Source organism: Enterobacter sp. HSTU-ASh6 (genome assembly GCF_026319105.1).
GTDB classification, from domain to species: domain Bacteria; phylum Pseudomonadota; class Gammaproteobacteria; order Enterobacterales; family Enterobacteriaceae; genus Enterobacter; species Enterobacter sichuanensis.
Window position 1 is genome coordinate 1 of sequence record NZ_WSPD01000019.1, and the last position, 26796, is coordinate 26796.

Annotated in this window: 24 protein-coding genes, 2 tRNA genes and 1 rRNA gene; 21 read left to right on the plus strand and 6 right to left on the minus strand. The window is 55.0% G+C overall.

The genetic code is table 11. From position 1 onward, the window contains the following. The 3 genes from rrf to GM298_RS19110 all read left to right on the plus strand — a co-directional run bounded on the left by rrf (position 1) and on the right by GM298_RS19110 (position 377). Positions 1–115: ribosomal RNA gene (rrf, locus tag GM298_RS19100) — 5S ribosomal RNA — on the plus strand. Between the two features lie 56 nt (positions 116–171). Further along, positions 172–248, plus strand: a tRNA-Asp gene (locus GM298_RS19105). Positions 249–301: 53 nt separating this feature from the next. Continuing rightward, positions 302–377, plus strand: a tRNA-Trp gene (locus GM298_RS19110). A 97-nt stretch (positions 378–474) separates the two neighbouring features. On the opposite strand, the gene hdfR is transcribed toward GM298_RS19110, so the two are convergent. Then, positions 475–1296 carry an HTH-type transcriptional regulator HdfR gene (gene hdfR, locus GM298_RS19115; RefSeq protein ID WP_025757599.1) on the minus strand — a complete coding sequence of 274 codons (822 nt, stop codon included), beginning with the start codon at positions 1294–1296 and terminating at the stop codon, positions 475–477. Positions 1297–1414: 118 nt separating this feature from the next. Between hdfR and GM298_RS19120 the strand changes: the two genes are divergently transcribed. Further along, positions 1415–1753 carry a DUF413 domain-containing protein gene (locus tag GM298_RS19120; RefSeq protein WP_025757596.1) on the plus strand — a complete coding sequence of 113 codons (339 nt, stop codon included), beginning with the start codon at positions 1415–1417 and terminating at the stop codon, positions 1751–1753. Between the two features lie 25 nt (positions 1754–1778). On the opposite strand, the gene GM298_RS19125 is transcribed toward GM298_RS19120, so the two are convergent. Next, complete coding sequence (locus GM298_RS19125) at positions 1779–3299, minus strand: YifB family Mg chelatase-like AAA ATPase (RefSeq protein WP_025757595.1); 1521 nt, start codon at positions 3297–3299, stop codon at positions 1779–1781. 340 nt (positions 3300–3639) lie between these two features. Between GM298_RS19125 and ilvL the strand changes: the two genes are divergently transcribed. The 7 genes from ilvL (at position 3640) to ilvA (ending at position 10190) form a co-directional block, all read left to right on the plus strand. Then, positions 3640–3738 carry an ilv operon leader peptide gene (ilvL, locus tag GM298_RS19130; protein WP_001311244.1) on the plus strand — a complete coding sequence of 33 codons (99 nt, stop codon included), beginning with the start codon at positions 3640–3642 and terminating at the stop codon, positions 3736–3738. Between the two features lie 86 nt (positions 3739–3824). Continuing rightward, the gene (gene ilvX, locus GM298_RS19135) at positions 3825–3875 is read left to right on the plus strand and encodes a peptide IlvX (RefSeq protein ID WP_102046757.1); all 51 of its coding nucleotides are present in this window, start codon (positions 3825–3827) and stop codon (positions 3873–3875) included. A gap of 2 nt (positions 3876–3877) precedes the next feature. After that, a complete protein-coding gene (gene ilvG / locus GM298_RS19140) occupies positions 3878–5524 on the plus strand; it encodes an acetolactate synthase 2 catalytic subunit (RefSeq protein WP_262784534.1) in 1647 nt (548 codons plus the stop codon). Beyond that, positions 5521–5784: an acetolactate synthase 2 small subunit gene (gene ilvM / locus GM298_RS19145; RefSeq protein WP_003860184.1), complete on the plus strand. Its 264-nt coding sequence runs from the start codon at positions 5521–5523 to the stop codon at positions 5782–5784. The genes ilvG and ilvM overlap by 4 nt, the downstream gene beginning before the upstream one ends. Positions 5785–5802: 18 nt before the next feature. Next, on the plus strand, positions 5803–6732 hold the full coding sequence (gene ilvE, locus GM298_RS19150) for a branched-chain-amino-acid transaminase (protein ID WP_013099287.1): 930 nt from the start codon (positions 5803–5805) through the stop codon (positions 6730–6732). A 60-nt stretch (positions 6733–6792) separates the two neighbouring features. Continuing rightward, positions 6793–8643, plus strand: coding sequence for a dihydroxy-acid dehydratase (gene ilvD / locus GM298_RS19155; protein WP_045285569.1), 1851 nt, complete (start codon positions 6793–6795; stop codon positions 8641–8643). A 2-nt stretch (positions 8644–8645) separates the two neighbouring features. Next, positions 8646–10190: a threonine ammonia-lyase, biosynthetic gene (gene ilvA, locus GM298_RS19160; RefSeq protein ID WP_126801312.1), complete on the plus strand. Its 1545-nt coding sequence runs from the start codon at positions 8646–8648 to the stop codon at positions 10188–10190. Positions 10191–10235: 45 nt separating this feature from the next. Here ilvA and ilvY read toward each other — a convergent pair whose 3' ends face one another. Next, positions 10236–11126 (minus strand): HTH-type transcriptional activator IlvY, encoded by an 891-nt coding sequence (ilvY, locus tag GM298_RS19165; RefSeq protein ID WP_017382574.1) that lies wholly within the window; start codon positions 11124–11126, stop codon positions 10236–10238. A 154-nt stretch (positions 11127–11280) separates the two neighbouring features. On the opposite strand from ilvY, the gene ilvC reads away from it, so the two are divergent. Next, on the plus strand, positions 11281–12756 hold the full coding sequence (ilvC, locus tag GM298_RS19170; protein ID WP_008501571.1) for a ketol-acid reductoisomerase: 1476 nt from the start codon (positions 11281–11283) through the stop codon (positions 12754–12756). A gap of 93 nt (positions 12757–12849) precedes the next feature. Here the strand turns inward: ilvC and ppiC are convergent, their stop codons facing one another. Beyond that, a complete protein-coding gene (ppiC, locus tag GM298_RS19175) occupies positions 12850–13131 on the minus strand; it encodes a peptidylprolyl isomerase PpiC (RefSeq protein ID WP_013099282.1) in 282 nt (93 codons plus the stop codon). A gap of 85 nt (positions 13132–13216) precedes the next feature. On the opposite strand from ppiC, the gene rep reads away from it, so the two are divergent. Next, on the plus strand, positions 13217–15241 hold the full coding sequence (rep, locus tag GM298_RS19180) for a DNA helicase Rep (RefSeq protein WP_025757586.1): 2025 nt from the start codon (positions 13217–13219) through the stop codon (positions 15239–15241). A 51-nt stretch (positions 15242–15292) separates the two neighbouring features. Here the strand turns inward: rep and gppA are convergent, their stop codons facing one another. Together gppA and rhlB are read right to left on the minus strand one after the other, a co-directional pair. Then, positions 15293–16777 (minus strand): guanosine-5'-triphosphate,3'-diphosphate diphosphatase, encoded by a 1485-nt coding sequence (gene gppA, locus GM298_RS19185; RefSeq protein WP_045285571.1) that lies wholly within the window; start codon positions 16775–16777, stop codon positions 15293–15295. A gap of 6 nt (positions 16778–16783) precedes the next feature. After that, positions 16784–18052: an ATP-dependent RNA helicase RhlB gene (rhlB, locus tag GM298_RS19190; RefSeq protein ID WP_025757583.1), complete on the minus strand. Its 1269-nt coding sequence runs from the start codon at positions 18050–18052 to the stop codon at positions 16784–16786. 144 nt (positions 18053–18196) lie between these two features. Between rhlB and trxA the strand changes: the two genes are divergently transcribed. The 8 genes from trxA to rffA all read left to right on the plus strand — a co-directional run bounded on the left by trxA (position 18197) and on the right by rffA (position 26796). Continuing rightward, positions 18197–18526: a thioredoxin TrxA gene (gene trxA, locus GM298_RS19195; RefSeq protein WP_006179218.1), complete on the plus strand. Its 330-nt coding sequence runs from the start codon at positions 18197–18199 to the stop codon at positions 18524–18526. Between the two features lie 345 nt (positions 18527–18871). Then, entirely contained in the window at positions 18872–20131 is a 1260-nt protein-coding gene (rho, locus tag GM298_RS19200) for a transcription termination factor Rho (protein ID WP_008501566.1), read from the plus strand. Between the two features lie 242 nt (positions 20132–20373). Continuing rightward, positions 20374–21477, plus strand: coding sequence for a UDP-N-acetylglucosamine--undecaprenyl-phosphate N-acetylglucosaminephosphotransferase (gene wecA, locus GM298_RS19205; RefSeq protein ID WP_047959702.1), 1104 nt, complete (start codon positions 20374–20376; stop codon positions 21475–21477). A 13-nt stretch (positions 21478–21490) separates the two neighbouring features. After that, positions 21491–22537, plus strand: coding sequence for an ECA polysaccharide chain length modulation protein (wzzE, locus tag GM298_RS19210; protein ID WP_025757579.1), 1047 nt, complete (start codon positions 21491–21493; stop codon positions 22535–22537). 60 nt (positions 22538–22597) lie between these two features. Then, complete coding sequence (gene wecB, locus GM298_RS19215; protein WP_025757578.1) at positions 22598–23728, plus strand: non-hydrolyzing UDP-N-acetylglucosamine 2-epimerase; 1131 nt, start codon at positions 22598–22600, stop codon at positions 23726–23728. Next, entirely contained in the window at positions 23725–24987 is a 1263-nt protein-coding gene (gene wecC, locus GM298_RS19220; RefSeq protein WP_262784531.1) for a UDP-N-acetyl-D-mannosamine dehydrogenase, read from the plus strand. Before wecB ends, wecC begins: the two co-directional genes overlap by 4 nt. Continuing rightward, the gene (gene rffC / locus GM298_RS19225) at positions 24984–25661 is read left to right on the plus strand and encodes a dTDP-4-amino-4,6-dideoxy-D-galactose acyltransferase (RefSeq protein ID WP_266155068.1); all 678 of its coding nucleotides are present in this window, start codon (positions 24984–24986) and stop codon (positions 25659–25661) included. Before wecC ends, rffC begins: the two co-directional genes overlap by 4 nt. 4 nt (positions 25662–25665) lie before the next feature. After that, positions 25666–26796, plus strand: coding sequence for a dTDP-4-amino-4,6-dideoxygalactose transaminase (gene rffA / locus GM298_RS19230; RefSeq protein WP_025757575.1), 1131 nt, complete (start codon positions 25666–25668; stop codon positions 26794–26796).

Sequence of the window (26796 nt, forward strand, 5' to 3'; positions counted from 1 at the left end):
CTGGCGGCTTTAGCGCGGTGGTCCCACCTGACCCCATGCCGAACTCAGAAGTGAAACGCCGTAGCGCCGATGGTAGTGTGGGGTCTCCCCATGTGAGAGTAGGGAACTGCCAGGCATCAAATTAAGTAGTAAGCCGGTGCATTAATCCGGTGGTTACAAGCAGTCTTCGGTGGAGCGGTAGTTCAGTCGGTTAGAATACCTGCCTGTCACGCAGGGGGTCGCGGGTTCGAGTCCCGTCCGTTCCGCCACTTATTAAGACATTAAGCCTGCCTTACTGGCAGGCTTAATGGCAAAAAACTTTAGGGGCGTAGCTCAGTTGGTAGAGCACCGGTCTCCAAAACCGGGTGTCGCGAGTTCGAGTCTCTCCGCCCCTGCCATATATAATCCTTTGCTTCGGCAAAGGATTTTTTTTGCCCGAAATACTCTACAGCACCGCTTCTTCATTTTCAGCCAGCCTCCCTGCTGGCTGCTATATCAATCCATCACGTTGATTTTTAATAGATCTTTGATCTGCGATTGCTTATCACTATTTTGCAGCCAAATGGCATACAGCGGCCTGGTAAGCGTGGTGGAATCCACCACGGTATGCAGCCCGGCTTTAGTGTCTGCCCAGCGAACCGGTAACCACGTACACCCTTTTAACAAGGGCAGTTGCTGGCAGGCGATCTCTGCAGAGCTGGTTGTTAACTGTGGAACATCATCAGGTGCAATCAATCCCGCCTCATGTTGCTGAAAATCTGGTCCCCATTCCAGCCGCAAATAGGTCAGGTCTGCCTTCATCATCGAAGGTTCAGAGGCATAAAGCGCCAGACCAAACTGGCCAACAATCTGGCTGCTAAATTCATCCATCTTGGGGGCTTCGGTCGTGATCAGAAGATCAAGCTGACGCTCATGAAGTTGCTTAACCAGCGACTGCCGTTGCGCAATCCTGGCTTCGAATTGCAAATGACCATGAGAATGATACAGCCGGGTAAGCCACTGACTTAACATACATTCCCACAGAGAAGCGCTGGCCCCAATCGAGAACTCATTGTGCCTCGAAGTATGGGCAACCTCTTTGCGCGCTGCCTGCCAGGTATTCATCAGCGTTTCTGCGTACGGGAGCAGTTTTTCACCCGCAGGTGTCAAACGGATGTTGTTGCGATGGCGGGTAAAAAGATTCACACCCAGTTGATTTTCCAGCTGTCGAATACGAAAACTGACTGCTGACTGCGTCAGATAAAGGGCTTCAGCTGCTCGCCCAAAGTGGCGTGTTCTGCTCACTTCAAGGAAAGTTTTTAGCAATTCCGTATCCACATCTTTCTCCGCAAAATTATTTGTCGTTATGATTTAAATGTTTTGTTTTACACTCTGTCAAGCGTAACTAATACTCCGCGCCATAAATAGCTCGGCCAAAGAATTAGGAGCGTGTAGGATGGCGGAAAGCTTTACGACGACTAATCGTTTTTTCGACAATAAAAATTATCCACGCGGGTTCTCTCGTCACGGCGACTTCACCATCAAAGAGGCGCAGCTGCTTGAGCGTCATGGTTATGCCTTCAACGAGCTGGATCTGGGTAAACGTGAGCCTGCAACGGAAGATGAAAAGCAGTTTGTCTCCGTGTGCCGTGGTGAGCGTGAACCACAATCTGAAGCGGAACGTGTATGGATCAAGTACATGGCGCGCATTAAGCGTCCAAAGCGTTTCCATACCCTTTCTGGCGGTAAGCCGCAGATGGAAGGTGCTGAAGATTACACCGAGTCTGATGACTAAGAAAAAAGGGGCTGCGGCCCCTTTTTTACGCCAGTAACTTTTGCAGGTGCAAAAGTAAACGGTCGATTGCCCGATAGCTCAACGCTTCCTGCAGATGCTGTCTCTCAATTGCATGACTGCTTTCCACATCGGCGATAGTACGAGCAACTTTTAAAAGACGCTGCCATGCACGAATGGAGAGCCCGAAGCGCGTCAACGTTTCCTCCAGCCACGTCGCATCCTCAGCCTTTAGCTGGCAAAACTGTCGGATCTCAGCATTATCCAGACGGGCATTCAGTTTATTTTGCCGCCTGTACTGCCGGGCCTGAGCAGCAATAACCCGATCGCGAACCGTTACTGAACACTCTCCTCTGACACTGCTCTGGCTGAGCAGGCCGGGAGGAGGCAAAGGGATCTCCAGGGATAAATCGAAACGATCCAGGAAAGGGCCTGATAACTTTCCCAGATATCGCAGCGTTTGTTCAGGCGTACAGCGGTTGTGATTCCCCTGATAATGACCTGACGGGCTGGGGTTCATTGCCGCAACCAGCTGGAACTGTGCCGGATAGCTTATTTTGGCTCGGGTGCGTGAGATATGTATCTCTCCGGATTCAATCGGCTCCCTTAGGGCATCCAACACGCGCCGCTCAAACTCAGGTAGTTCATCAAGAAACAGGATGCCGTTATGTGCCAGTGAAATCTCTCCTGGCCCCGGAATGGAACCTCCTCCGACCATGGCCGTCAGGGACGCGCTGTGGTGCGGAGAGCGGAAAGGGCGACGTCGCCACTGTTTTTGCAACGACACTGAACTCACCAGGCTCACTATCGCAGCGCTTTCGAGTGCTTCATGGTTACTGAGTGGTGGAAGTAAACCATTCAACCGGCTCGCCAGCATCGTTTTTCCGGTACCCGGCGGGCCAATCAGCAACAGGTTATGCCCGCCGGCAGCGGTGATCTCCAGCGCTCGCTTTCCCTGCTCCTGACCGATAATATCGCTGAGATCGTCGGTGCTTTCAGGCGGTATATCTTCCGTTTCTTCGGGCTCTGACAACCTATGCCGCCCTTCAAGATGGGCGCAGACCTCCTGCAAATGCCCGGCAATAAGGCACCCTTTTTCGGCTATCAGGCTCACTTCCGCACTGTTTTCATTGGCAAGAATGATTTCGCGACCGGCACGTATGGCTTCCAGCGCGCCAGAGATAGCGCCAGGAACGCCTCTCAGCGCGCCTGTAAGCGCCAGTTCACCGATGAACTCGTACGAGCCTAGCCTGGATGTATTAAGCTGTTCAGAAGCGGCGAGAAGCGCAATAGCGATAGGTAAATCATATCTCCCGCCCTCTTTAGGCAGATCTGCTGGTGCCAGGTTGATGGTGATCTTTTTCGCCGGGAAGGTATAACCGCTATTGATAATGGCGCTGCGGACCCGATCTCTGGCTTCTTTCACCGTTGTCTCTGGCAAGCCGACAAGCGTTAAGCCGGGCAGTCCATTACTCAGATGAACCTCCACAGAAATAAGCGGTGCTTTTACTCCAATAGCCGCACGCGTATAAACAACTGACAGTGACATAAGCACCTCCTCGGGCGCTGACTATGCCACTATCGCTTTCATACCTTGAGTGCTGTTTTTGTGTTTTACGGCATTACTTCCAGACTTTTAGCAGCAATTTGCAATCATTTCTTGTGAGTGGAAGCCACATCGCAGAAAAAAACGAGCCCGTTATGATGACCTGGCGGCGGCGAAAAAAATGAAAAATATTCACCATCTGTTTTTCTCATATAAAACAATGCTTTTCAAAGATATGGTTCGCGAGCTAATCAAAATGGTCATAAATAAATCTTGTGTTTGGTTTAAAAACTGTGATAACTCTTTAGGTATTCCTTCGAACAAGATGCAAAAAGAACTGAAAATGACAGCCCTTCTACGAGTGATTAGCCTGGTCGTGATTAGCGTGGTGGTGATTATTATCCCACCGTGCGGGGCTGCACTTGGACGAGGAAAGGCTTAGAAATCAAGCCTTAACGAACTAAGACCCCCGCACCGAAAGGTCCGGGGGTTTTTTTATGACTAAAAAACGCAAATGAGGAGCAGAGAATGACAAATAGCACAAAATTCTGTTTCTCCCGATTTATGACGGGGAACTAACTATGAATGGGGCACAGTGGGTAGTACATGCGTTGCGCGCGCAGGGAGTCGAAACAGTATTCGGTTATCCGGGTGGCGCAATTATGCCGATTTACGATGCACTGTATGACGGCGGCGTGGAGCACCTGTTGTGCCGACACGAGCAGGGCGCGGCAATGGCGGCGATCGGTTATGCGCGCGCCACCGGCAAAACCGGCGTCTGCATGGCGACCTCGGGTCCCGGTGCAACTAACCTGATCACCGGTCTGGCTGATGCGCTGCTCGATTCCGTTCCGGTCGTCGCCATCACCGGACAGGTTGCATCTCCCTTCATCGGTACCGACGCTTTCCAGGAAGTGGACGTTCTCGGCTTATCCCTGGCCTGCACCAAACACAGTTTCCTCGTCCAGTCTCTGGAAGAGCTGCCGCGGGTGATGGCAGAAGCGTTCGAGGTGGCAAGCTCCGGCCGTCCAGGTCCGGTTCTGGTTGATATCCCGAAAGATATCCAGGTGGCCATCGGCGATCTCGAACCGCACTTCTCCACTGTTGGGAGCGACGATGCGTTTCCGCATGCGGAAGTGGAAGAGGCGCGGCAGATGTTGGCCCAGGCGAAACAGCCGATGCTGTACGTCGGTGGTGGCGTGGGCATGGCGCAGGCAGTTCCTGCCCTGCGTGAATTTATCGCGGTGACGCAAATGCCTGCTACCTGCACGCTGAAAGGGCTGGGTGCGGTAGATGCGGATTATCCCTGTTATCTGGGCATGCTAGGGATGCACGGTACCAAAGCGGCAAATCTGGCCGTTCAGGAGTGTGACTTGCTCATCGCCGTGGGTGCCCGTTTTGACGATCGCGTCACCGGTAAGCTGAATACCTTCGCGCCGAATGCCAAAGTGATCCATATGGATATCGACCCTGCGGAGATGAACAAATTGCGTCAGGCGCATGTTGCCTTGCAGGGCGATCTCAATACGCTGTTACCGGCATTACAGCAGCCACTGGATATCAATGCCTGGCGTCAGCACACCTCAGACCTGCGCGCTGAACACGCCTGGCGTTACGATCATCCTGGCGACGCCATCTACGCGCCGCTGCTGTTGAAGCAGTTGTCCGATCGGAAACCCGCAGACAGCGTGGTGACGACGGATGTGGGGCAACACCAGATGTGGTCCGCCCAGCACATGACCTATACCCGCCCGGAAAATTTCATCACCTCCAGCGGGTTAGGCACGATGGGCTTCGGCTTGCCTGCTGCCGTGGGTGCGCAGGTTGCCCGCCCGAACGATACGGTAATCTGTATCTCCGGTGACGGCTCCTTCATGATGAACGTTCAGGAGCTGGGCACCGTGAAGCGCAAGCAGTTGCCGCTGAAGATCGTGTTGCTCGATAACCAGCGTTTAGGGATGGTTCGCCAGTGGCAACAACTCTTCTTCCAGGAGCGTTACAGCGAAACCACTCTGACTGATAATCCCGATTTCCTCACCCTGGCCAGCGCCTTTGGCATTCCTGGCCAGCACATCACCCGTAAAGACCAGGTTGAAGCGGCACTCGACACCATGCTGTCAAGCGAAGGGCCTTACCTGCTTCATGTCTCAATCGACGAGCTTGAGAATGTCTGGCCGTTGGTACCGCCAGGTGCCAGTAACTCACAAATGCTGGAGAAATTATCATGATGCAACATCAGGTCGCCGTGCAGGCTCGCTTCAATCCAGAGACATTAGAGCGCGTTTTGCGCGTGGTCCGTCATCGTGGCTTTCAGATTTGCTCTATGAATATGGAGACGGCCACTGACGCCCAAAACATCAGTATCGAATTAACCGTTGCCAGCCCGCGCCCGGTAGACTTACTGTTTAGTCAGTTATCAAAGCTGGTAGACGTTGCCCATGTTGCCATCTGCCAGAGCACAACCACATCACAACAAATCCGCGCTTAAGCGTGACAGGAAGAGAAAATGACGACAAAAAAAGCTGATTACATTTGGTTCAATGGTGAGATGGTTCGCTGGGAGGACGCGAAAGTCCACGTGATGTCCCACGCGCTGCACTACGGTACTTCTGTCTTTGAAGGGATCCGTTGCTACGACTCTCACAAAGGGCCAGTGGTGTTCCGTCATCGTGAACATATGCAGCGTCTGCATGACTCAGCCAAAATTTATCGTTTCCCGGTTTCTCAGAGCGTTGATGAGCTGATGGAAGCCTGCCGCGAGGTCATCCGTAAAAACAATCTGACCAGTGCCTATATTCGTCCGCTGGTTTTCGTGGGTGACGTAGGGATGGGCGTTAACCCGCCAGCCGGTTATACCACGGATGTGATCATTGCCGCGTTCCCGTGGGGTGCCTACCTGGGTGCAGAAGCGCTGGAGCAGGGGATCGACGCAATGGTCTCTTCCTGGAATCGTGTGGCACCCAATACGATCCCGACCGCCGCTAAAGCGGGCGGTAACTACCTCTCTTCCCTGCTGGTCGGTAGCGAAGCGCGCCGTCACGGATATCAGGAAGGTATCGCGCTCGATGTGAACGGCTACATCTCCGAAGGCGCCGGTGAAAACCTGTTTGAAGTGAAAGATGGCATCCTGTTCACGCCGCCGTTCACCTCGTCCGCGCTGCCGGGCATCACCCGTGACGCCATCATCAAGCTGGCGAAAGATCTGGGTATCGAAGTGCGTGAGCAGGTCCTGTCCCGCGAATCCTTGTACCTGGCGGATGAAGTGTTTATGTCCGGTACCGCGGCTGAAATCACGCCGGTTCGCAGCGTAGACGGTATTCAGGTAGGCGCAGGCCGCTGTGGTCCGGTCACCAAACGCATTCAACAAGCCTTCTTCGGCCTCTTTACCGGCGAAACAGAAGACAAATACGGCTGGTTGGATCAGGTTAATCAATAAGCATAAATATGGGACGGCACGCACCGTCCCTTTGACTCGTCAGACGGGAGTAAATAAAGCATGCCTAAGTATCGTTCCGCCACCACCACCCACGGCCGTAACATGGCCGGTGCCCGCGCGCTGTGGCGCGCCACCGGGATGACCGACGCTGATTTCGGTAAGCCGATTATCGCCGTGGTGAACTCCTTTACCCAGTTTGTACCGGGCCACGTGCACCTGCGCGATCTCGGTAAGCTGGTTGCCGAGCAAATTGAAGCTGCTGGCGGGGTGGCGAAAGAGTTCAACACCATTGCGGTGGATGACGGTATCGCGATGGGTCACGGGGGCATGCTCTATTCACTGCCGTCGCGCGAGCTGATCGCCGACTCGGTGGAGTACATGGTTAACGCCCACTGCGCTGATGCCATGGTTTGTATCTCCAACTGCGATAAAATCACCCCGGGGATGCTGATGGCCTCCCTGCGCCTGAACATTCCGGTGATCTTCGTCTCCGGCGGTCCAATGGAAGCGGGTAAAACCAAGCTTTCCGACAAAATCATCAAGCTCGACCTGGTGGATGCGATGATTCAGGGCGCGGACCCGAAAGTCTCTGACGAGCAGAGTAATCAGGTGGAGCGCTCCGCGTGCCCAACCTGCGGCTCCTGTTCCGGGATGTTCACCGCCAACTCCATGAACTGTCTGACCGAAGCGCTGGGCCTGTCTCAGCCGGGCAACGGCTCGCTGCTGGCGACCCACGCCGATCGTAAACAGCTGTTCCTTAACGCTGGTAAGCGCATCGTTGAACTGACCAAACGTTACTACGAGCAGGACGATGCCAGCGCGCTGCCGCGCAACATCGCCAGCAAGGCCGCGTTTGAAAACGCCATGACGCTGGATATCGCCATGGGCGGTTCCACCAACACCGTTCTGCACCTGCTGGCTGCCGCGCAGGAAGCCGAAATCGACTTCACCATGAGCGATATCGATAAGCTCTCCCGCAAAGTGCCGCAGCTGTGTAAGGTCGCGCCAAGCACCCAGAAATACCACATGGAAGACGTCCACCGCGCGGGTGGCGTCATCGGTATTCTCGGCGAGCTGGATCGCGCCGGGCTGCTGAACCGCGACGTTCAGAACGTGCTTGGCCTGACGCTGCCGCAGACGCTGGATAAATACGACGTGATGCTGACCAAAGACGACGCGGTGAAAAAGATGTTCCGCGCTGGCCCGGCCGGTATTCGCACCACGCAGGCCTTCTCCCAGGATTGCCGCTGGGACACGCTGGACGATGACCGCGCTGAAGGGTGCATCCGCTCTCTTGAACATGCCTACAGCAAAGATGGCGGTCTGGCTGTGCTGTACGGTAACTTCGCTGAAAATGGCTGTATCGTTAAAACCGCTGGCGTAGATGACAGCATCCTCAAGTTTACTGGCCCGGCAAAAGTCTACGAAAGCCAGGATGAGGCGGTAGACGCCATCCTGGGCGGTAAAGTGGTGGAGGGCGACGTGGTTGTCATCCGCTACGAAGGGCCAAAAGGCGGGCCGGGCATGCAGGAGATGCTCTACCCAACCACTTTCCTGAAATCCATGGGCCTCGGTAAAGCCTGCGCGCTGATCACCGACGGACGTTTTTCGGGCGGTACTTCAGGCCTCTCCATCGGCCACGTCTCTCCGGAAGCGGCAAGCGGCGGCAACATCGCCATCATCGAAGATGGTGACCTGATCGAAATCGACATTCCGAATCGCGGGATCCAGCTCAAGCTGAGCGATCAGGAAATTGCGGCGCGTCGTGAAGCACAGGAAGCGCGCGGTGATAAAGCCTGGACGCCAAAAGACCGCCAGCGTGAAGTCTCCTTTGCCCTGCGCGCTTACGCGAGCCTGGCGACCAGTGCAGACAAAGGCGCGGTACGCGATAAATCGAAACTTGGGGGCTAATGATGGCCGAGTCACAACCCTTATCCGCCGCCCCTGAGGGGGCGGAATATCTCCGGGCGGTGCTGCGCGCGCCGGTCTATGAAGCGGTACAGGTCACTCCGCTGCAGAAAATGGAAAAACTCTCCTCGCGCCTCGACAACGTCATTCTGGTAAAGCGTGAAGACCGTCAGCCGGTGCACAGCTTTAAGCTACGCGGGGCCTACGCGATGATGGCCGGGCTGAGCGATGAGCAAAAAGCGCGCGGCGTGATTACGGCGTCTGCCGGTAACCATGCGCAGGGTGTGGCGTTCTCGTCTGCCCGTTTAGGGTTGAAAGCGTTAATCGTGATGCCGGTGGCTACTGCGGATATCAAAGTCGACGCGGTACGAGGCTTCGGCGGCGAAGTGCTACTCCATGGGGCAAACTTTGATGAAGCGAAAGCCAAAGCGATTGAGCTGGCGCAACAGCAGGGATTCACCTGGGTGCCGCCGTTCGACCACCCGATGGTGATTGCCGGCCAGGGCACGCTGGCGCTGGAGCTGCTGCAGCAGGATGCCCATCTCGACCGCGTTTTCGTTCCGGTGGGCGGTGGTGGATTAGCGGCGGGCGTGGCGGTGCTGATCAAACAGCTGATGCCGCAGATCAAAGTCATTGCCGTGGAAGCCGAAGATTCTGCCTGCCTGAAAGCGGCGCTGGATGCCGGGCATCCGGTAGATCTGCCCCGCGTCGGGCTGTTTGCCGAAGGTGTGGCGGTGAAACGCATTGGCGACGAAACCTTCCGCCTGTGTCGGGAGTATCTCGATGACATCATTACCGTTGACAGTGATGCAATCTGTGCAGCGATGAAAGATCTGTTTGAGGATGTGCGTGCGGTGGCAGAACCGTCCGGCGCGCTGGCGCTGGCGGGAATGAAAAAATACATCGCCCAGCACAATATTCGCGGCGAGCGCCTGGCGCACGTACTCTCGGGGGCTAACGTCAATTTCCACGGCCTGCGCTACGTTTCCGAGCGCTGCGAGCTGGGTGAACAGCGTGAAGCGCTGCTGGCGGTCACTATTCCGGAAGAGAAGGGCAGTTTCCTCAAGTTCTGCCAGCTGCTGGGTGGCCGTTCGGTGACGGAGTTCAACTACCGTTTTGCCGATGCGAAAGACGCCTGCATTTTTGTCGGCGTGCGTTTAAGCCGCGGTCTGGAAGAGCGCAAAGAGATTCTCAACCTGTTGCATGAAGGTGGCTACAGCGTGGTGGATCTCTCCGACGACGAAATGGCGAAGCTGCACGTGCGCTATATGGTCGGCGGACGTCCGTCGAAGCCACTCCAGGAACGTCTTTACAGCTTCGAATTCCCGGAATCACCGGGTGCGCTGCTGAAGTTCCTGCATACGCTGGGCACGCACTGGAATATCTCCCTGTTCCACTACCGCAGCCACGGCACCGATTACGGCCGCGTGCTGGCGGCGTTTGAACTCGCCGAGCACGAGCCGGATTTCGAAACGCGCCTGAACGAGCTGGGCTACGAGTGCCACGATGAAACCCATAACCCGGCGTTCAGGTTCTTCCTCGCGGGCTAACGGTTCGGCTGCGCGTTGGCCAGGTAAGCGCAGCGCCACCCGGCTTCAGTGGTTCGGCAATATCTTCCAGAACGCATCAATAAGCGGCTCATGCAGCCGCTTTTTTTGTGCACATACACCAAGCTCAAACGGCGTCTTCTCATCGCTGCGTTCTAAAATCATCACGCGATTACGTACCGGCTCTGGGCTATTTTCCAGCACCACTTCCGGCAGCAGCGCCACGCCGCAGCCGAGTGCCACCATTGACACCATCGCCTCATGACCACCGACCGTGGCGTAAATCGATGGATTGCTGATTTTTTGCCGACGGAACCACAGCTCGATGCGGCGACGTACCGGCCCCTGATCGGCCATGATAAACGGTACCGTTGACCAGTCCGGCTTTTCCACTGACACCTGATTACGCACCGGGCACGGCAGCGCCGGAGCGATCAGTACCACCGCCAGATTTTCCAGCATCGAAAACGCCACCGCGCCGGGCAGGGTTTCCGGTTTTCCGGCAATCGCCAGATCCGCTTCGCCGGTGACCACTTTTTCCATCGCGTCGGCGGCGTCGCCGGTGGTGAGTTTAATTTCAACCGAGGGGTGTTCCGCGCGGAAACGGTCAAGGATAGGTGGCAGATGGCTGTAGGCGGCGGTCACGGAGCAGAAAATATGCAGCTCACCGGAGAGCGACGGCCCTTGCTGATCGATGGTGTGCCGCAGCTGCTGATACTGCAACAAGGTTTGCTGGGCAAAAATCCGCAGCTCTTCTCCCGCTTCCGTGAGCGTGACGGTACGGTTATCGCGCACAAACAGCGGCTGGCCGAGGTCTTCTTCAAGACGCTGGATCTGGCGTGAAAGCGTGGAGGGGCTGACGTGCATCGCCCGGGCGCTGCGGCCAAAATGGCGGCTTTCCGCCAGATGCAGGAACATTTTCAGATCGCGTAAATCCACGGATTCCACTCCCCCGTTTTACATTGCAGATATTGCAACATGACGTTGTGAATATATCAATTTCCGCAATAAAATTCCTGTCATATAGTAAGTTCATTCTCGCATAAGCGAACCGAACAATAAGCACGACAACACAACATCACGAGGTATCACCATGGCTAACTACTTCAACACACTGAATCTGCGCCAGCAGCTGGCGCAGCTGGGCAAATGCCGCTTTATGGCGCGCGACGAATTTGCCGATGGCGCGAGCTATCTTCAGGGGAAAAAAGTGGTCATCGTCGGCTGTGGCGCACAGGGTCTGAACCAGGGCCTGAACATGCGTGACTCCGGTCTGGATATCTCTTACGCCCTGCGCAAAGAAGCCATTGCTGAGAAGCGTGCTTCATGGCGTAAAGCGACCGAAAACGGTTTTAAAGTAGGTACCTACGAAGAGCTGATCCCGCAGGCGGATCTGGTGGTTAACCTGACGCCAGACAAACAGCACTCTGACGTTGTGCGTTCCGTGCAGCCGCTGATGAAAGACGGCGCGGCGCTGGGTTACTCTCACGGCTTCAACATCGTTGAAGTGGGCGAGCAAATCCGTAAAGACATCACCGTCGTGATGGTTGCACCGAAATGCCCGGGGACAGAAGTGCGTGAAGAGTACAAGCGTGGTTTCGGCGTGCCGACCCTCATCGCGGTTCACCCGGAAAACGATCCGAAAGGCGAAGGGATGGCGATCGCGAAAGCATGGGCAGCGGCGACCGGCGGACACCGTGCGGGCGTTCTGGAATCGTCCTTCGTGGCTGAAGTGAAATCTGACCTGATGGGCGAGCAGACCATTCTGTGCGGCATGCTGCAGGCGGGCTCCCTGCTGTGCTTCGACAAGCTGGTGGAAGAGGGTACCGACCCGGCATACGCAGAAAAACTGATTCAGTTCGGCTGGGAAACCATCACCGAAGCGCTGAAACAGGGCGGTATCACCCTGATGATGGACCGTCTGTCCAATCCGGCGAAATTGCGTGCATACGCGCTGTCTGAGCAGCTGAAAACCATCATGGCTCCGCTGTTCCAGAAACATATGGACGACATTATCTCCGGCGAGTTCTCTTCCGGTATGATGGCGGACTGGGCGAACGACGATAAGAAACTGCTGACCTGGCGTGAAGAGACCGGTAAAACCGCGTTCGAAACCGCGCCACAGTATGAAGGTAAAATCGGTGAGCAGGAGTACTTCGATAAAGGCGTACTGATGATCGCGATGGTGAAAGCAGGCGTTGAGCTGGCGTTCGAAACCATGGTGGATTCCGGCATCATCGAAGAGTCTGCTTACTACGAATCACTGCACGAGCTGCCGCTGATCGCGAATACCATCGCCCGTAAGCGTCTGTACGAAATGAACGTGGTTATCTCGGATACCGCAGAATACGGTAACTATCTGTTCTCTTATGCCTGTGTACCGCTGCTGAAAGAGTTCATGACCACCCTGCAGCCGGGCGATCTGGGCAAGGCGATTGCGGAAGGTGCCGTGGACAACGCACAGCTGCGTGATGTAAACGAAGCCATTCGCAGCCACCAGATCGAGAAAGTGGGTCACAAACTGCGTGGCTACATGACCGACATGAAGCGTATCGCGGTAGCGGGTTAACAACAGGTGCGGGCTGATGCCCTCATCCTGGCCCTCTCCCACAGGGAGAGGGTGCAAACATTAAAGGCCTTCTCTAAGAGAAGGCCTTGCTGTTTATTTCCGATACAGCACTTTAATCACGTGGTAGCCGAACTGCGTGTGCAGCGGTCCGGTTGGCTCCAGCACCGGGCAGGAGAAGACCACTTTATCAAACGCCGGAACCATCTGACCCTGGCGGAATTCACCTAAATCACCACCGCGTTTGCCTGATGGACAAATGGAGTGTTTCTTCGCCAGCTTGCCGAAATCGGCGCCGTTTTTAAGCTGCTCCAGAAGATCCAGAGCCAGTTTCTCTTCTTTAACAAGAATATGCAGTGCTGCTGCTGTTTTTGCCATGATCGTGCCTTGAGTGGTATGGATTAGGCTCGCTATACTACCACGCTGTTATTCTCCCCTCCTGACTTTCATTGAGTGATCATTTATGCGTTTAAACCCCGGACAACAACAAGCCGTCGAATTTGTCACCGGACCGTGTCTGGTGCTGGCGGGGGCTGGTTCCGGTAAAACCCGCGTGATCACCAATAAAATTGCCCACCTGATCCGCGGCTGCGGCTATCAGGCCAGGCACATTGCGGCGGTAACCTTTACCAATAAAGCGGCACGTGAAATGAAAGAGCGTGTCGGCCAGACCCTGGGGCGTAAAGAGGCACGCGGCCTGATGATCTCCACCTTCCACACGCTGGGGCTGGATATCATCAAACGCGAATATGCGGCGCTGGGAATGAAGGCCAACTTCTCGCTTTTCGATGACACCGATCAGGTGGCGTTGCTCAAAGAGCTCACCGAGGGGCTGATCGAAGATGACAAAGTGCTGTTGCAACAGCTGATCTCGACGATCTCCAACTGGAAAAACGATCTGATGACTCCCGCACAGGCGGCGGCGAGTGCCAAAGGCGAACGGGATCGGATCTTCGCCCATTGCTACGGCCTGTACGATGCGCACATGAAAGCGTGCAACGTGCTGGATTTTGACGACCTGATCCTGCTGCCAACGTTGCTGCTGCAGCGTAATGAAGAGGTGCGCGAGCGCTGGCAAAACAAGATCCGCTACCTGCTGGTGGATGAATATCAGGATACCAATACCAGCCAGTATGAGCTGGTGAAGCTGCTGGTGGGACAGCGTGCGCGTTTCACCGTGGTAGGCGATGACGACCAGTCTATTTACTCCTGGCGCGGTGCGCGTCCACAAAACCTGGTGCTGTTGAGTAAAGATTTTCCGGCGCTGCAGGTTATTAAGCTCGAGCAGAACTATCGCTCCTCGGGGCGCATCCTGAAAGCGGCCAATATTCTGATTGCCAATAACCCGCACGTGTTTGAGAAGCGCCTGTTCTCCGAACTCGGCTATGGCACAGAGCTGAAAGTGCTCAGTGCCAACAATGAAGAGCACGAAGCGGAGCGCGTCACGGGTGAACTGATTGCTCACCACTTCGTCAATAAAACCGACTACAAGGATTACGCGATCCTCTATCGCGGTAATCATCAGTCGCGCGTCTTTGAAAAGATGCTGATGCAGAACCGCATCCCGTACAAAATTTCGGGCGGCACCTCGTTCTTCTCGCGGCCGGAAATCAAAGATCTGCTGGCTTACCTGCGCGTGCTCACCAACCCGGATGATGACAGCGCGTTTCTGCGTATTGTGAATACCCCGAAACGTGAGATTGGTCCGGCGACGCTGCAAAAGCTGGGCGAATGGGCGATGACGCGCAACAAAAGCCTGTTCACTGCCAGCTTCGACCTGGGGCTGAGCCAGACGTTAACCGGTCGGGGTTATGATTCGTTAACCCGCTTTACCCACTGGCTGGGTGAAGTGCAGCGTCTGGCGGAGCGTGAACCGGTGGCCGCCGTCCGCGATCTGATCCACGGCATCGACTACGAGTCCTGGCTGTATGAAACGTCTGCCAGCCCGAAGGCGGCAGAGATGCGTATGAAAAACGTTAACCAGCTGTTCAGCTGGATGACGGAAATGCTGGAAGGCTCCGAAATCGACGAGCCAATGACCCTGACGCAGGTGGTCACCCGCTTTACCCTGCGCGATATGATGGAGCGCGGTGAGAGCGAAGAAGAGGCCGATCAGGTTCAGCTGATGACGCTCCATGCGTCAAAAGGGCTGGAGTTCCCGTATGTCTATCTGGTTGGCATGGAAGAGGGGTTATTGCCGCACCAGAGCAGTATCGATGAAGACAACGTCGACGAGGAGCGCCGTCTGGCCTACGTGGGGATCACCCGCGCGCAGAAAGAGCTGACGTTCACCCTGTGTAAAGAGCGTCGTCAATACGGCGAGCTGGTGCGCCCGGAGCCGAGCCGATTCCTGCTGGAACTGCCGCAGGATGACCTGATCTGGGAACAGGAGCGCAAAGTGATTACCGCAGAAGAGCGTATGCACAAGGGGCAGGCTAACGTAGCGAACATTCGCGCCATGCTGGCAAAAGCGAAAGAGAAAGGATAATTTTTTGTAGGCCGGGTAAGGCGAAGCCGCCACCCGGCAATATTCAGGGTATTAATTCACCTCAAGCACCCAGTGCACATAGCTCTGCCACTGGCATTCCTGCTCGATCAACTCAGCCCCAAGCGGGTGATTATCCAGCCACTTTTCAGGCAGCGTCAGGGACAATTTTTCGTCATCGGCCACCAGATTGATCGCAGGCAGCAAATCATCGCGGCGGCGGCTGGCAAACAGGATCGCCAGACGCAGCAGACGGCACAGATGCTCGGCCACGCGCGGCGGTACGGCGTTTTGCTGGTGCAAAGAAGAGAGATCAACGGCATTGGTCTGGTTCAGCAGCAGCGTTGCCAGCAGTTTTTTCTGGGCGGGGGTATAACCCGGTAAATCAAGGTTACGCACCAGATACGCAGCGTGAGCAGGAGCCTGCTTAAAATCAATGCTCAGCCCCACTTCATGGAGCGCACAGGCACTCAGCAAGAGATCGCGGCTCAGATGATCGAGATCCCATGCGTTAGTGACCTGATCGGCGAAGCGTGACGCCAGTTGCGCCACGCGACCAGCCTGGTCGATATCCACCAGAAAACGGCGCTGCACGTTGCGCAGGGTACGGCTACGAATGTCCTGATCAACCGACAGATGCAACATCCCATACACCAGACCTTCGCGCAGTGCGCCGCCGGCCAGCGTCATACAGGTGATGTTGAGCTCGGTGAAAATGGCGATCAGAATGGCCAGCCCGCTGGGGAAGACCAGCGCACGTTCAAGGGTCAGGCCTTCAATTTCCAGCTCTTCCAGTCGTCCGCACTGAATAGCGCGCTGTTTTAGCTGCTGAAGCTTGGCAAGCGTAATCCGCTCGTCCATGCCCTGTGCCATCATGATTTCCTGCAAGGCCTGCACGGTACCCGAGGCACCTACGCAGACTTTCCAGCCGTGATAGCGCAGTTCGTCCATCACCGGACGTAATACCTCGCGCGCGGCATTTTCTGCCTCGTCGAAGTTCTCTTTGCCGAGATTGCGGTCGGCAAAGTAGCGCTCAAGCCAGGTCACACAGCCCATCGACAGGCTAAACAGCGAGGTCGCCTGCGCGCCTGTACCGGTGACCAGCTCCGTGCTGGCACCGCCGATATCCACCACCAGACGGCGATCGTCGCCCCCTGTGGTATGCGCAACACCTTGATAAATCAGGCGTGCTTCTTCTTCACCGCTGATCACCTGAACCGGACAACCGAGAATTTCCTGCGCTCTGGCAATAAAATCCACGGCGTTAACCGCCAGGCGGAGTGTCGCGGTGGCGACAACGGTGATTTGGGAATGGGGGATATCCTGCAGACGCTCAGCGAAGAGCCGCAGACACTGCCAGCCACGTTCCATGGCTTCTGGTGAGAGGTAATTGTCGCTGCTCAGGCCCGCCGCGAGGCGGACCTTGCGCTTAATGCGCGTCAGCGTTTGTATGCTTCCCGCCACCTCGCGCACAACCAGCATATGAAAACTATTCGAACCGAGATCGATGGCTGCGTAAAGCGAGGTGGAGCTGAGCATATTTTCTTAACCTGAACGACGACGATTACGCGGCGCGCCACCTGAACGACGCGGACCATTGCCGGAGCGTGGGCGGGTAAGACGCTTAGGCGGCGGCAGTTCGCTTAACAGCGCTTCCGGATTGTATTTGCTCTGCGGAATAGAGTGACCGATGTAAGCCTCAATGGCGGGCAGATTCAGTGCATACTCTTCACACGCAAGGCTAATCGAGTGACCGCTTGCGCCCGCACGACCGGTACGACCGATACGGTGTACATAGTCTTCACAGTCGTCTGGCAGGTCATAGTTGAAGACGTGCGTCACGGCTGGAATGTGCAAACCACGTGCTGCCACGTCGGTTGCGACCAGAATGTCGAGATCGCCACGGGTAAACTCTTCGAGAATACGCAGGCGTTTTTTCTGCGCCACGTCGCCGGTCAACAGACCTACACGGTGACCATCAGCAGCCAGATGGCCCCAGATGTCTTCACAACGGTGTTTGGTGTTCGCGAAGATAATGGCGCGATCCGGCCACTCTTCTTCAATCAGCGTTTGCAGCAGACGCATTTTCTCTTCATTGGAAGGATAGAAGAGCTCTTCTTTAATGCGGTGACCCGTTTTCTGCTCCGGCTCCACTTCCACATATTCGGCGTTGTTCATCTGTTCGAACGCCAGTTCACGTACACGGTAAGAGAGGGTGGCAGAGAACAGCATATTCAGACGCTGGTTGGCCGGCGGCATGCGGCGGAACAGCCAGCGGATGTCTTTAATGAAGCCCAAATCGTACATGCGGTCGGCTTCATCGAGCACCACAACCTGAATGGCACCGAGGTTAATGTGGTTCTGTTTGGCGTAATCGATAAGACGGCCAGTGGTACCGATCAGGATATCCACACCGCTTTCCAGCACTTTCAGCTGCTTATCGTAACCGTCACCGCCATAGGCCAGACCCAGCTTCAGGCCGGTAGCCTGTGCCAGGGGTTCAGCGTCTGCGTGGATCTGTACCGCCAGTTCTCGCGTCGGGGCCATAATTAGCGCGCGCGGCTGGTTAACTTTGCGGTCTGCAATCGCTGGGTGAGAAAGTAAATAATGAAACGTTGACGTCAAAAACGCCATCGTTTTGCCAGTACCGGTTTGCGCCTGCCCTGCAACATCGCGACCGGCCAGCGTCAGCGGCAGGGCGAGGGCCTGAATGGGCGTGCAGTTATGAAAGCCTTTGTTTTCAAGGGCTTCAATCACTTTTGGGTGCAGGGCGAAGTCGGAAAACTTCTGTTCTGTTAAATGTGTTTTGCTCATAGTGTGGTAGAATATCAGCTTACTATTGCTTTACGAAAGCGTATCCGGTGAAATAAAGTCAACCTTTAGTTGGTTAATGCGACATCAACACGTCGTTGGTGGAGACAAAACCAACGTACCAGGCTTATTCCTGTGGAGTTATATATGAGCGATAAAATTATTCACCTGACAGACGACAGTTTTGACACGGACGTACTTAAGGCTGACGGGCTGATCCTCGTCGATTTCTGGGCTGAATGGTGTGGTCCTTGCAAAATGATCGCCCCGATTCTGGATGAGATCGCCGACGAATATCAGGGCAAACTGACCGTTGCCAAGCTGAACATCGACCAGAACCCGGGTACCGCACCAAAATACGGTATCCGTGGTATCCCGACCCTGCTGCTGTTCAAAAACGGCGAAGTGGCGGCGACCAAAGTGGGCGCGCTGTCCAAAGGTCAACTGAAAGAGTTCCTGGACGCTAACCTGGCGTAAGGTTTCTCCGCTGTGCGTCCAGAGCATCTTGCTAAATGATGTGGAACTCTGGACGCCCGGCAGAAGTCGTGCTAAGTTAGCTATGACTTCGTTTTAAACATATCTTGTTGTTTGAATCTTGTTTTACCCGATACTTCCCGTTGTTGACATAAACAGTGCGTGAAGTGGCTAAATTCCGGGCTTGTCACTCAATCCGTCTTGTCGTTTCAGTTCTGCGTTCTTTCCCTGTGACCAGACAGCGAACAGACATGAGTTGATGGCCGCTAAACAGGCATGGATGACCCTGCCATACCATTCACAACATTAAGTTCGAGAATCACCCCGAGTTTAAGAACCCACACCATTATGAATCTTACCGAATTAAAGAATACGCCGGTTTCTGAGCTGATCACTCTCGGCGAAAATATGGGACTGGAAAACCAGGCTCGTATGCGCAAGCAGGACATCATTTTCGCCATCCTGAAGCAGCACGCTAAGAGTGGCGAAGATATCTTTGGCGACGGTGTGCTGGAGATATTGCAAGACGGATTTGGTTTCCTCCGCTCTGCAGACAGCTCCTACCTCGCCGGCCCTGACGACATCTACGTATCCCCCAGCCAAATCCGCCGTTTCAACCTCCGCACTGGTGACACCATTTCAGGTAAGATTCGTCCTCCTAAAGAGGGTGAACGCTACTTTGCGCTGTTGAAAGTCAACGAAGTTAACTTCGACAAACCAGAAAACTCGCGTAATAAGATCCTCTTTGAGAACTTAACGCCGCTGCACGCGAACTCTCGCCTGCGTATGGAGCGTGGTAACGGTTCTACCGAAGACTTAACCGCACGTGTTCTGGATCTAGCCTCACCAATCGGTCGTGGTCAGCGTGGTCTGATTGTGGCACCGCCAAAAGCGGGTAAAACCATGCTGCTGCAGAACATCGCGCAGAGCATTGCTTACAATCACCCTGACTGTGTGCTGATGGTGCTGCTGATTGACGAACGTCCGGAAGAAGTTACCGAGATGCAGCGTCTGGTTAAAGGTGAAGTTGTGGCTTCAACCTTTGACGAACCGGCCTCTCGCCACGTTCAGGTGGCTGAGATGGTGATCGAGAAGGCGAAACGCCTGGTTGAGCACAAGAAAGACGTGATCATCCTGCTCGACTCCATTACGCGTCTGGCGCGTGCCTACAACACCGTGGTCCCGGCTTCCGGTAAAGTACTGACCGGTGGTGTGGATGCTAACGCCCTGCATCGTCCAAAACGCTTCTTCGGTGCAGCACGTAACGTGGAAGAGGGCGGCAGCCTGACGATCATCGCGACAGCGCTGATCGATACCGGCTCCAAAATGGACGAAGTGATTTACGAAGAGTTTAAAGGGACAGGCAACATGGAACTGCACCTTTCTCGTAAGATTGCTGAAAAACGCGTCTTCCCGGCAATCGACTACAACCGTTCCGGTACCCGTAAAGAAGAGCTGCTCACCACCCAGGAAGAGCTGCAGAAAATGTGGATCCTGCGCAAAATCATCCATCCAATGGGTGAAATTGACGCGATGGAGTTCCTCATTAACAAACTGGCGATGACCAAAACCAACGACGATTTCTTCGACATGATGAAACGCTCGTAACGCAAATAAAGCCAGTGAACGCCACGTTTTTACGTGGCGTTTTTCTTTTATGGACTATACGCTAGTACCACCTACTCCCAATTTTGACCGGTCGGTGCGACAATAGGACCGTTTATACAGTCAAAGAAATAATTGATTGAAAAATATACAAAGGGAGTTGTGAGAAGCCACCTTTATTACTTCTGAGGCGGTGGCTTCATGGTTATACTTCCGGGACTAACATTTGTTGAGAGCAATCCATTGTGAATCTACTCACCGTTGTGACTGAGCTAATCAGTATATTTTTATTCACAACCTGTTTTTTGTTCATCGCGCGTAAGGTGGCAAAAAGAATAGGGTTGGTGGACAAACCTAATTTTCGTAAACGTCATCAGGGACTTATTCCTCTTGTTGGAGGGATCTCTGTTTACGCAGGTATCTGTTTCACGTTTGGTATTGCGGATTATTATATTCCACACGCAGCCCTCTATATTGCCTGTGCGGGCGTCCTGGTCCTCGTCGGGGCGCTTGATGACCGGTTCGATATCGCGGTGAAAATACGCGCCACCGTCCAGGCGGCGATTGGCGTGGTGATGATGGTCGTGGGTGGGCTGTACCTGAGAAGCCTCGGTTATGTGTTTGGCCCCTGGGAGTTAGTCCTGGGTCCATTTGGTTTCTTCCTGACGCTCTTTGCCGTCTGGGCAGCCATCAATGCCTTCAACATGGTCGACGGCATTGACGGCCTGCTCGGGGGATTGTCTTCTGTCTCGTTCGCCGCCATCGGCATTATTTTGTGGTTTGATGGTCAGTACAGCCTGGCAATGTGGTGTTTTGCCATGATTGCCGCCATCCTGCCTTATATTCTCCTGAACCTCGGTGCGCTCGGGCGTCGCTATAAAGTCTTTATGGGTGATGCGGGCAGTACGTTGATTGGTTTCACTGTGATCTGGATTTTGCTCGAAACGACGCAGGGCAAAACTCACCCGATCAGTCCGGTCACGGCATTGTGGATCATTGCTATTCCATTAATGGATATGGTGGCGATTATGTATCGCCGTCTGCGTAAAGGGATGAGTCCTTTCTCGCCTGACCGTCAGCATATTCATCATCTCATCATGCGCGCAGGTTTTACTTCTCGTCAGGCGTTTGTGCTGATCACCCTGGCCGCTGCTATTCTGGCCGCCATTGGCGTCGCGGCTGAATATGCCCACTTTATTCCTGAATGGGTAATGTTGGTATTATTCTTGCTAGCATTTTTCCTGTATGGCTACTGTATTAAGCGCGCATGGAAAGTGGCGCGATTCATTAAACGTCTGAAACGCAGGATGCGTCGTAACAATGACAAAAACCCAACATTAACTAAGTAAAACCGGGACTATGATGACTCAACCGTTGGCGGGAGCGAAATCAGTGGTAACTGAGAATGAACTGGATATTCGTGGTTTGTTTCGCGTGTTATGGGCAGGCAAACTTTGGATTGCGGGGATCGCACTGGGGTTCGCACTGTTAGCCCTGGCCTACACTTTCTTTGCAAAACAGGAGTGGAGCGCCACGGCAATCACAGACCGACCTACGGTTAACATGCTCGGTGGGTTTTATTCTCAGCAGCAGTTCCTGCGTAACCTGGATATCAAGGCCAATCTGGCGACACCTGACCAGGCTTCTGTTATGGATGAAGCCTATAAAGAGTTTGTGATGCAGCTGGCCTCCTGGGACACGCGTCGCGACTTCTGGTCCCAGACGGATTATTACAAGCAGCGTATGGTGGGTAACAGCAAGGCGGATGCCGCGCTGTTAGATGACCTGATTAACAATATCCAGTTTATGCCGGGCGATGCGCTGCGTAACGTGAATGACAGCGTCAAGCTGATTGCAGAAACCGCGCCGGATGCCAACAACCTGTTGCGCCAGTACGTTGCGTTTGCCAGCCAGCGAGCTGCCAGTCATCTCAATGAAGAGCTGAAAGGCGCCTGGGCGGCTCGTACCATCCAGATGAAGGCGCAGGTAAAACGTCAGGAAGAGGTGGCGAAAGCCATTTTCGCTCGCCGCGTACACAATATTGAGCAGGCGCTGAAAATTGCGGAACAGCACAATATTTCCCGCAGCGAAACGGATGTACCGGCTGATGAACTCCCGGATTCTGAAATGTTCCTTCTTGGCCGCCCCATGCTGCAGGCACGTCTGGAAAATCTTCAGGCCGTTGGCCCCGATTTTGACCTCGACTACGATCAAAACCGCGCCATGCTCACTACCCTGAATGTCGGTCCGACGCTGGACCCGCGTTTTCAGACCTATCGTTATTTGAGAACGCCTGAAGAACCTGTAAAACGCGATAGTCCGCGTCGTGCATTCCTGATGATTATGTGGGGGATTGTCGGCGCACTGACGGGCGCTGGCGTGGCGTTAACGCGTCGTCGCACAAACTAAGAACGCCGTCTACGATGAAGGCTATGTATGGCCTTCATCGCTTAATCGAAGAGAATCGATGTGAAAGTACTTACCGTATTTGGCACCAGGCCGGAGGCCATTAAGATGGCACCTCTGGTTCATGCGCTGGCCAGCGATCCTGATATTGAAGCGAAAGTGTGTGTCACTGCCCAACACCGTGAGATGCTCGATCAGGTTTTAACGCTCTTTTCTATCGTCCCGGATTACGATCTTAATATTATGAAACCGGGTCAAGGGCTGACGGAGATAACCTGTCGCATCCTGCAAGAGCTCAAGCCGATCCTGGAGTCATTCAAGCCCGACGTGGTGCTGGTTCACGGCGACACCACCACCACCGTGGCGACAAGCCTGGCGGCGTTTTACCAGCGTATTCCCGTAGGACATGTTGAGGCGGGACTGCGCACCGGCAATCTCTACTCGCCGTGGCCGGAAGAAGCTAACCGCACGCTCACCGGACATCTGGCGATGTACCACTTTGCGCCCACGGAAAATTCCCGTCAGAACCTGCTGCGTGAAAATATCGCTGATAACAAAATCTTTGTGACCGGTAATACGGTCATTGATGCGTTAATTTGGGTACGTGACCGCGTGCTGGCGAACCGCGAACTGCAGGAAGACCTTGCTGCCCGTTATCCCTTCCTGCACAACGGCAAAAAAACCATCCTGGTTACAGGCCATCGCCGCGAAAGTTTTGGTCGGGGCTTTGAGCAGATCTGTCATGCGCTGGCTGAAATTGCTGCGCAGAACGAAGATGTGCAGATCGTTTATCCGGTCCATCTCAACCCTAACGTCAGCGAGCCGGTTAACCGCATTCTGGGCCATGTCGACAATGTACTTCTGATGGAACCGCAGGACTACATGCCGTTTGTCTGGCTGATGAACCATGCCTGGCTGATCCTCACCGATTCCGGTGGGATCCAGGAAGAAGCGCCTTCCCTCGGTAAACCGGTGCTGGTGATGCGTGAAACCACCGAACGCCCGGAGGCCGTTAAAGCGGGAACCGTGCGCCTGGTCGGAACCAGCACGCAGTTGATTGTCGAAGAGGTCACGCGCCTGCTGCACGACGAGGAAGCGTATCAGGCAATGAGCCGGGCCCATAACCCATATGGCGACGGGCAGGCTTGTGGTCGTATTTTGCATGCACTTAAACACAATCGGGTATCGCTATGAGTTTTACTACCATCTCTGTCATTGGTCTTGGCTACATTGGCTTGCCCACCGCGGCGGCGTTTGCCTCTCGTCAAAAACAGGTTGTCGGTGTGGATATCAACACACGCGCGGTGGAAACCATTAACCGTGGCGAAATTCATATTGTGGAGCCCGATCTCGACCGCGTGGTCAAGGAGGCGGTTGACGGGGGATTCCTGCGCGCCAGTATCACGCCGGTTGAAGCGGATGCGTACCTGATTGCCGTTCCTACGCCATTTAAAGGCGACCATGAACCCGATATGGTCTATGTCGAAGCGGCGGCGAAATCTATCGCGCCCGTGCTGAAGAAAGGGGCGCTGGTGATCCTTGAGTCGACGTCGCCGGTTGGCGCGACCGAGCAGATGGCGCAGTGGCTGGCCGACGCGCGTCCTGATTTAAGCTTCCCGCAACAGGCGGGAGAGCAGGCGGATATCAATATCGCCTACTGTCCGGAGCGCGTGCTGCCGGGCCAGGTGATGGTTGAACTGATTAAAAACGACCGCGTGATTGGCGGTATGACGCCGGTGTGCTCTGAACGTGCCAGCGCGCTATACAAGATTTTCCTTGAAGGCGAATGCGTGGTGACCAACTCACGCACTGCTGAAATGTGCAAGCTGACGGAAAACAGCTTCCGTGACGTTAATATCGCCTTCGCGAATGAACTGTCACTGATCTGCGCCGATCAGGGGATTAACGTCTGGGAGTTGATTCGCCTGGCGAATCGCCATCCGCGTGTCAATATTCTCCAGCCAGGCCCGGGCGTGGGTGGACACTGCATCGCCGTCGACCCGTGGTTTATCGTGGCGCAGAATCCGGCGCAGGCTCGTTTGATCCGCACCGCGCGTGAAGTGAACGACAGCAAACCGCACTGGGTACTCAACCAGGTCAAAACCACGGTAGCGGATTGTCTGGCAGAGAGCGGCAAGCGCGCCAGCGAGCTGAAAATCGCCTGCTTTGGTCTGGCATTTAAGCCCAACATTGACGACCTGCGCGAAAGCCCGGCAATGGAAATTGCTGAAATGATTGCCGAATGGCACAAAGGCGAAACGCTGGTGGTCGAGCCAAATATTCATGAACTGCCGGCAAAACTGGCGGGGCACTGCACGCTGACGGCGCTCGACAATGCCCTGGCGACGGCGGATGTGCTGGTACTGCTGGTGGATCACAACGAGTTTAAAGCGATCTCCGGCGATGCCGTTCATCAGCAGTATGTGGTTGATACCAAGGGTGTCTGGCGTTGAGCCGCCTGAATGGGGTACTCGAGCCTCTGCAATGGGAGAGTGCCTTTTTCGGTCTGCCGTCGGCCATCGTGCGTCTGCGCGATGATGCGCCGGCACTGACGGAATCGGCATTTACCGCCTGGCAACGGGTACAGGCTAAGATCCCGGCGGACCGTACTGATCTGCTTGATGCGCTCCAGCAGCTCGGCTTTAAGCTGGTTGAAGGTGAGGCCGATCTCTCCATTACCCTTACCCGGTACGATGCGCCCGGTGCGGAAATGGCAACCGAACAGGATATTCCCGTGTTGCGTCAGATGGCGGCCCAGGCGTTTGCGCAGAGCCGCTTTCGCACGCCCTGGTACGCACCTGGCGATAGCGGACGGTTCTACGCCCAGTGGGTGGAGAATGCGGTCAAAGGCACGTTTGACCATGTCTGCCTGGTTTTTCGGGCAGGGGACAGTCAGATCCAGGGATTTGTCTCGCTGCGTAAGCTCAACGAGCGCGAGGCGCGGATTGGCTTATTAGCCGGGCGTGGGATGGGTGAGAAACTCATGCAGGCGGCGCTGCACTGGGCGCAGGAGCAAAAGCTTGTGACGCTGCGGGTGGCGACCCAGGTGGGCAATACCGCCGCGCTTAAACGATATATTGCGAGTGGTGCCAACATCGACGCCACCGCCTACTGGTTATACAGGTGACAAGATGATTCCATTTAACGCACCACCCGTCGTGGGCACCGAACTCGACTACATGCAGTCTGCCATGGGCAGCGGCAAACTCTGCGGTGATGGTGGGTTTACCCGTCGCTGCCAGCAGTGGATGGAGCAGCGTTTTCACAGTGCCAAAGTGTTGCTGACCCCGTCCTGTACAGCATCACTGGAAATGGCGGCCCTGTTGCTGGATATCCAGCCTGGCGATGAAGTCATTATGCCAAGCTATACCTTCGTCTCCACGGCGAACGCGTTTGTCCTGCGCGGGGCGAAAATCGTCTTTGTGGATATCCGTCCGGATACCATGAACATTGATGAAACGCTCATTGAAGCGGCGATCACCGACAAAACGCGCGCGATTGTGCCGGTCCACTATGCGGGCGTAGCCTGCGAAATGGACACCATCATGGCGATTGCCAACAAACATAACCTGTTTGTGGTGGAAGACGCTGCTCAGGGGGTGATGTCCACCTACAAGGGACGCGCGCTGGGCACGATCGGCCATATTGGCTGCTTTAGCTTCCACGAAACCAAAAACTACACCGCTGGCGGTGAGGGCGGCGCGACGCTGATAAACGATCGCGCGCTGGTCGAGCGCGCGGAAGTGATCCGCGAAAAAGGGACCAACCGCAGCCAGTTCTTCCGCGGACAGGTAGACAAATACACCTGGCGCGATATCGGCTCAAGTTATCTGATGGCGGATCTGCAGGCGGCATACCTGTGGGCGCAGCTGGAAGCCGCGGAGCGTATCAACCTTCAGCGTCTGTCCCTGTGGCAAACCTATTACGACGCGCTGGAGCCTCTGGCGAAAGCCGGGCGCATTGAACTCCCGACCATTCCGGCTGATTGTGTCCACAATGCGCACATGTTCTACATCAAGCTGCGCGATAACGACGATCGCAGCCAGCTCATCGCCTGGCTGAAAGAGGCTGAAATTATGGCGGTGTTCCACTACATTCCGCTGCACTCCAGCCCCGCGGGCGAAGCGTTCGGCACATTTGCGGGTGAAGACCGTTACACGACCAAAGAAAGTGAGCGTTTGCTTCGCCTGCCATTGTTCTACAACCTCGCGCCAGTTAACCAGCGTACGGTGATTAATACCCTTCTGAGCTATTTCGGCTGA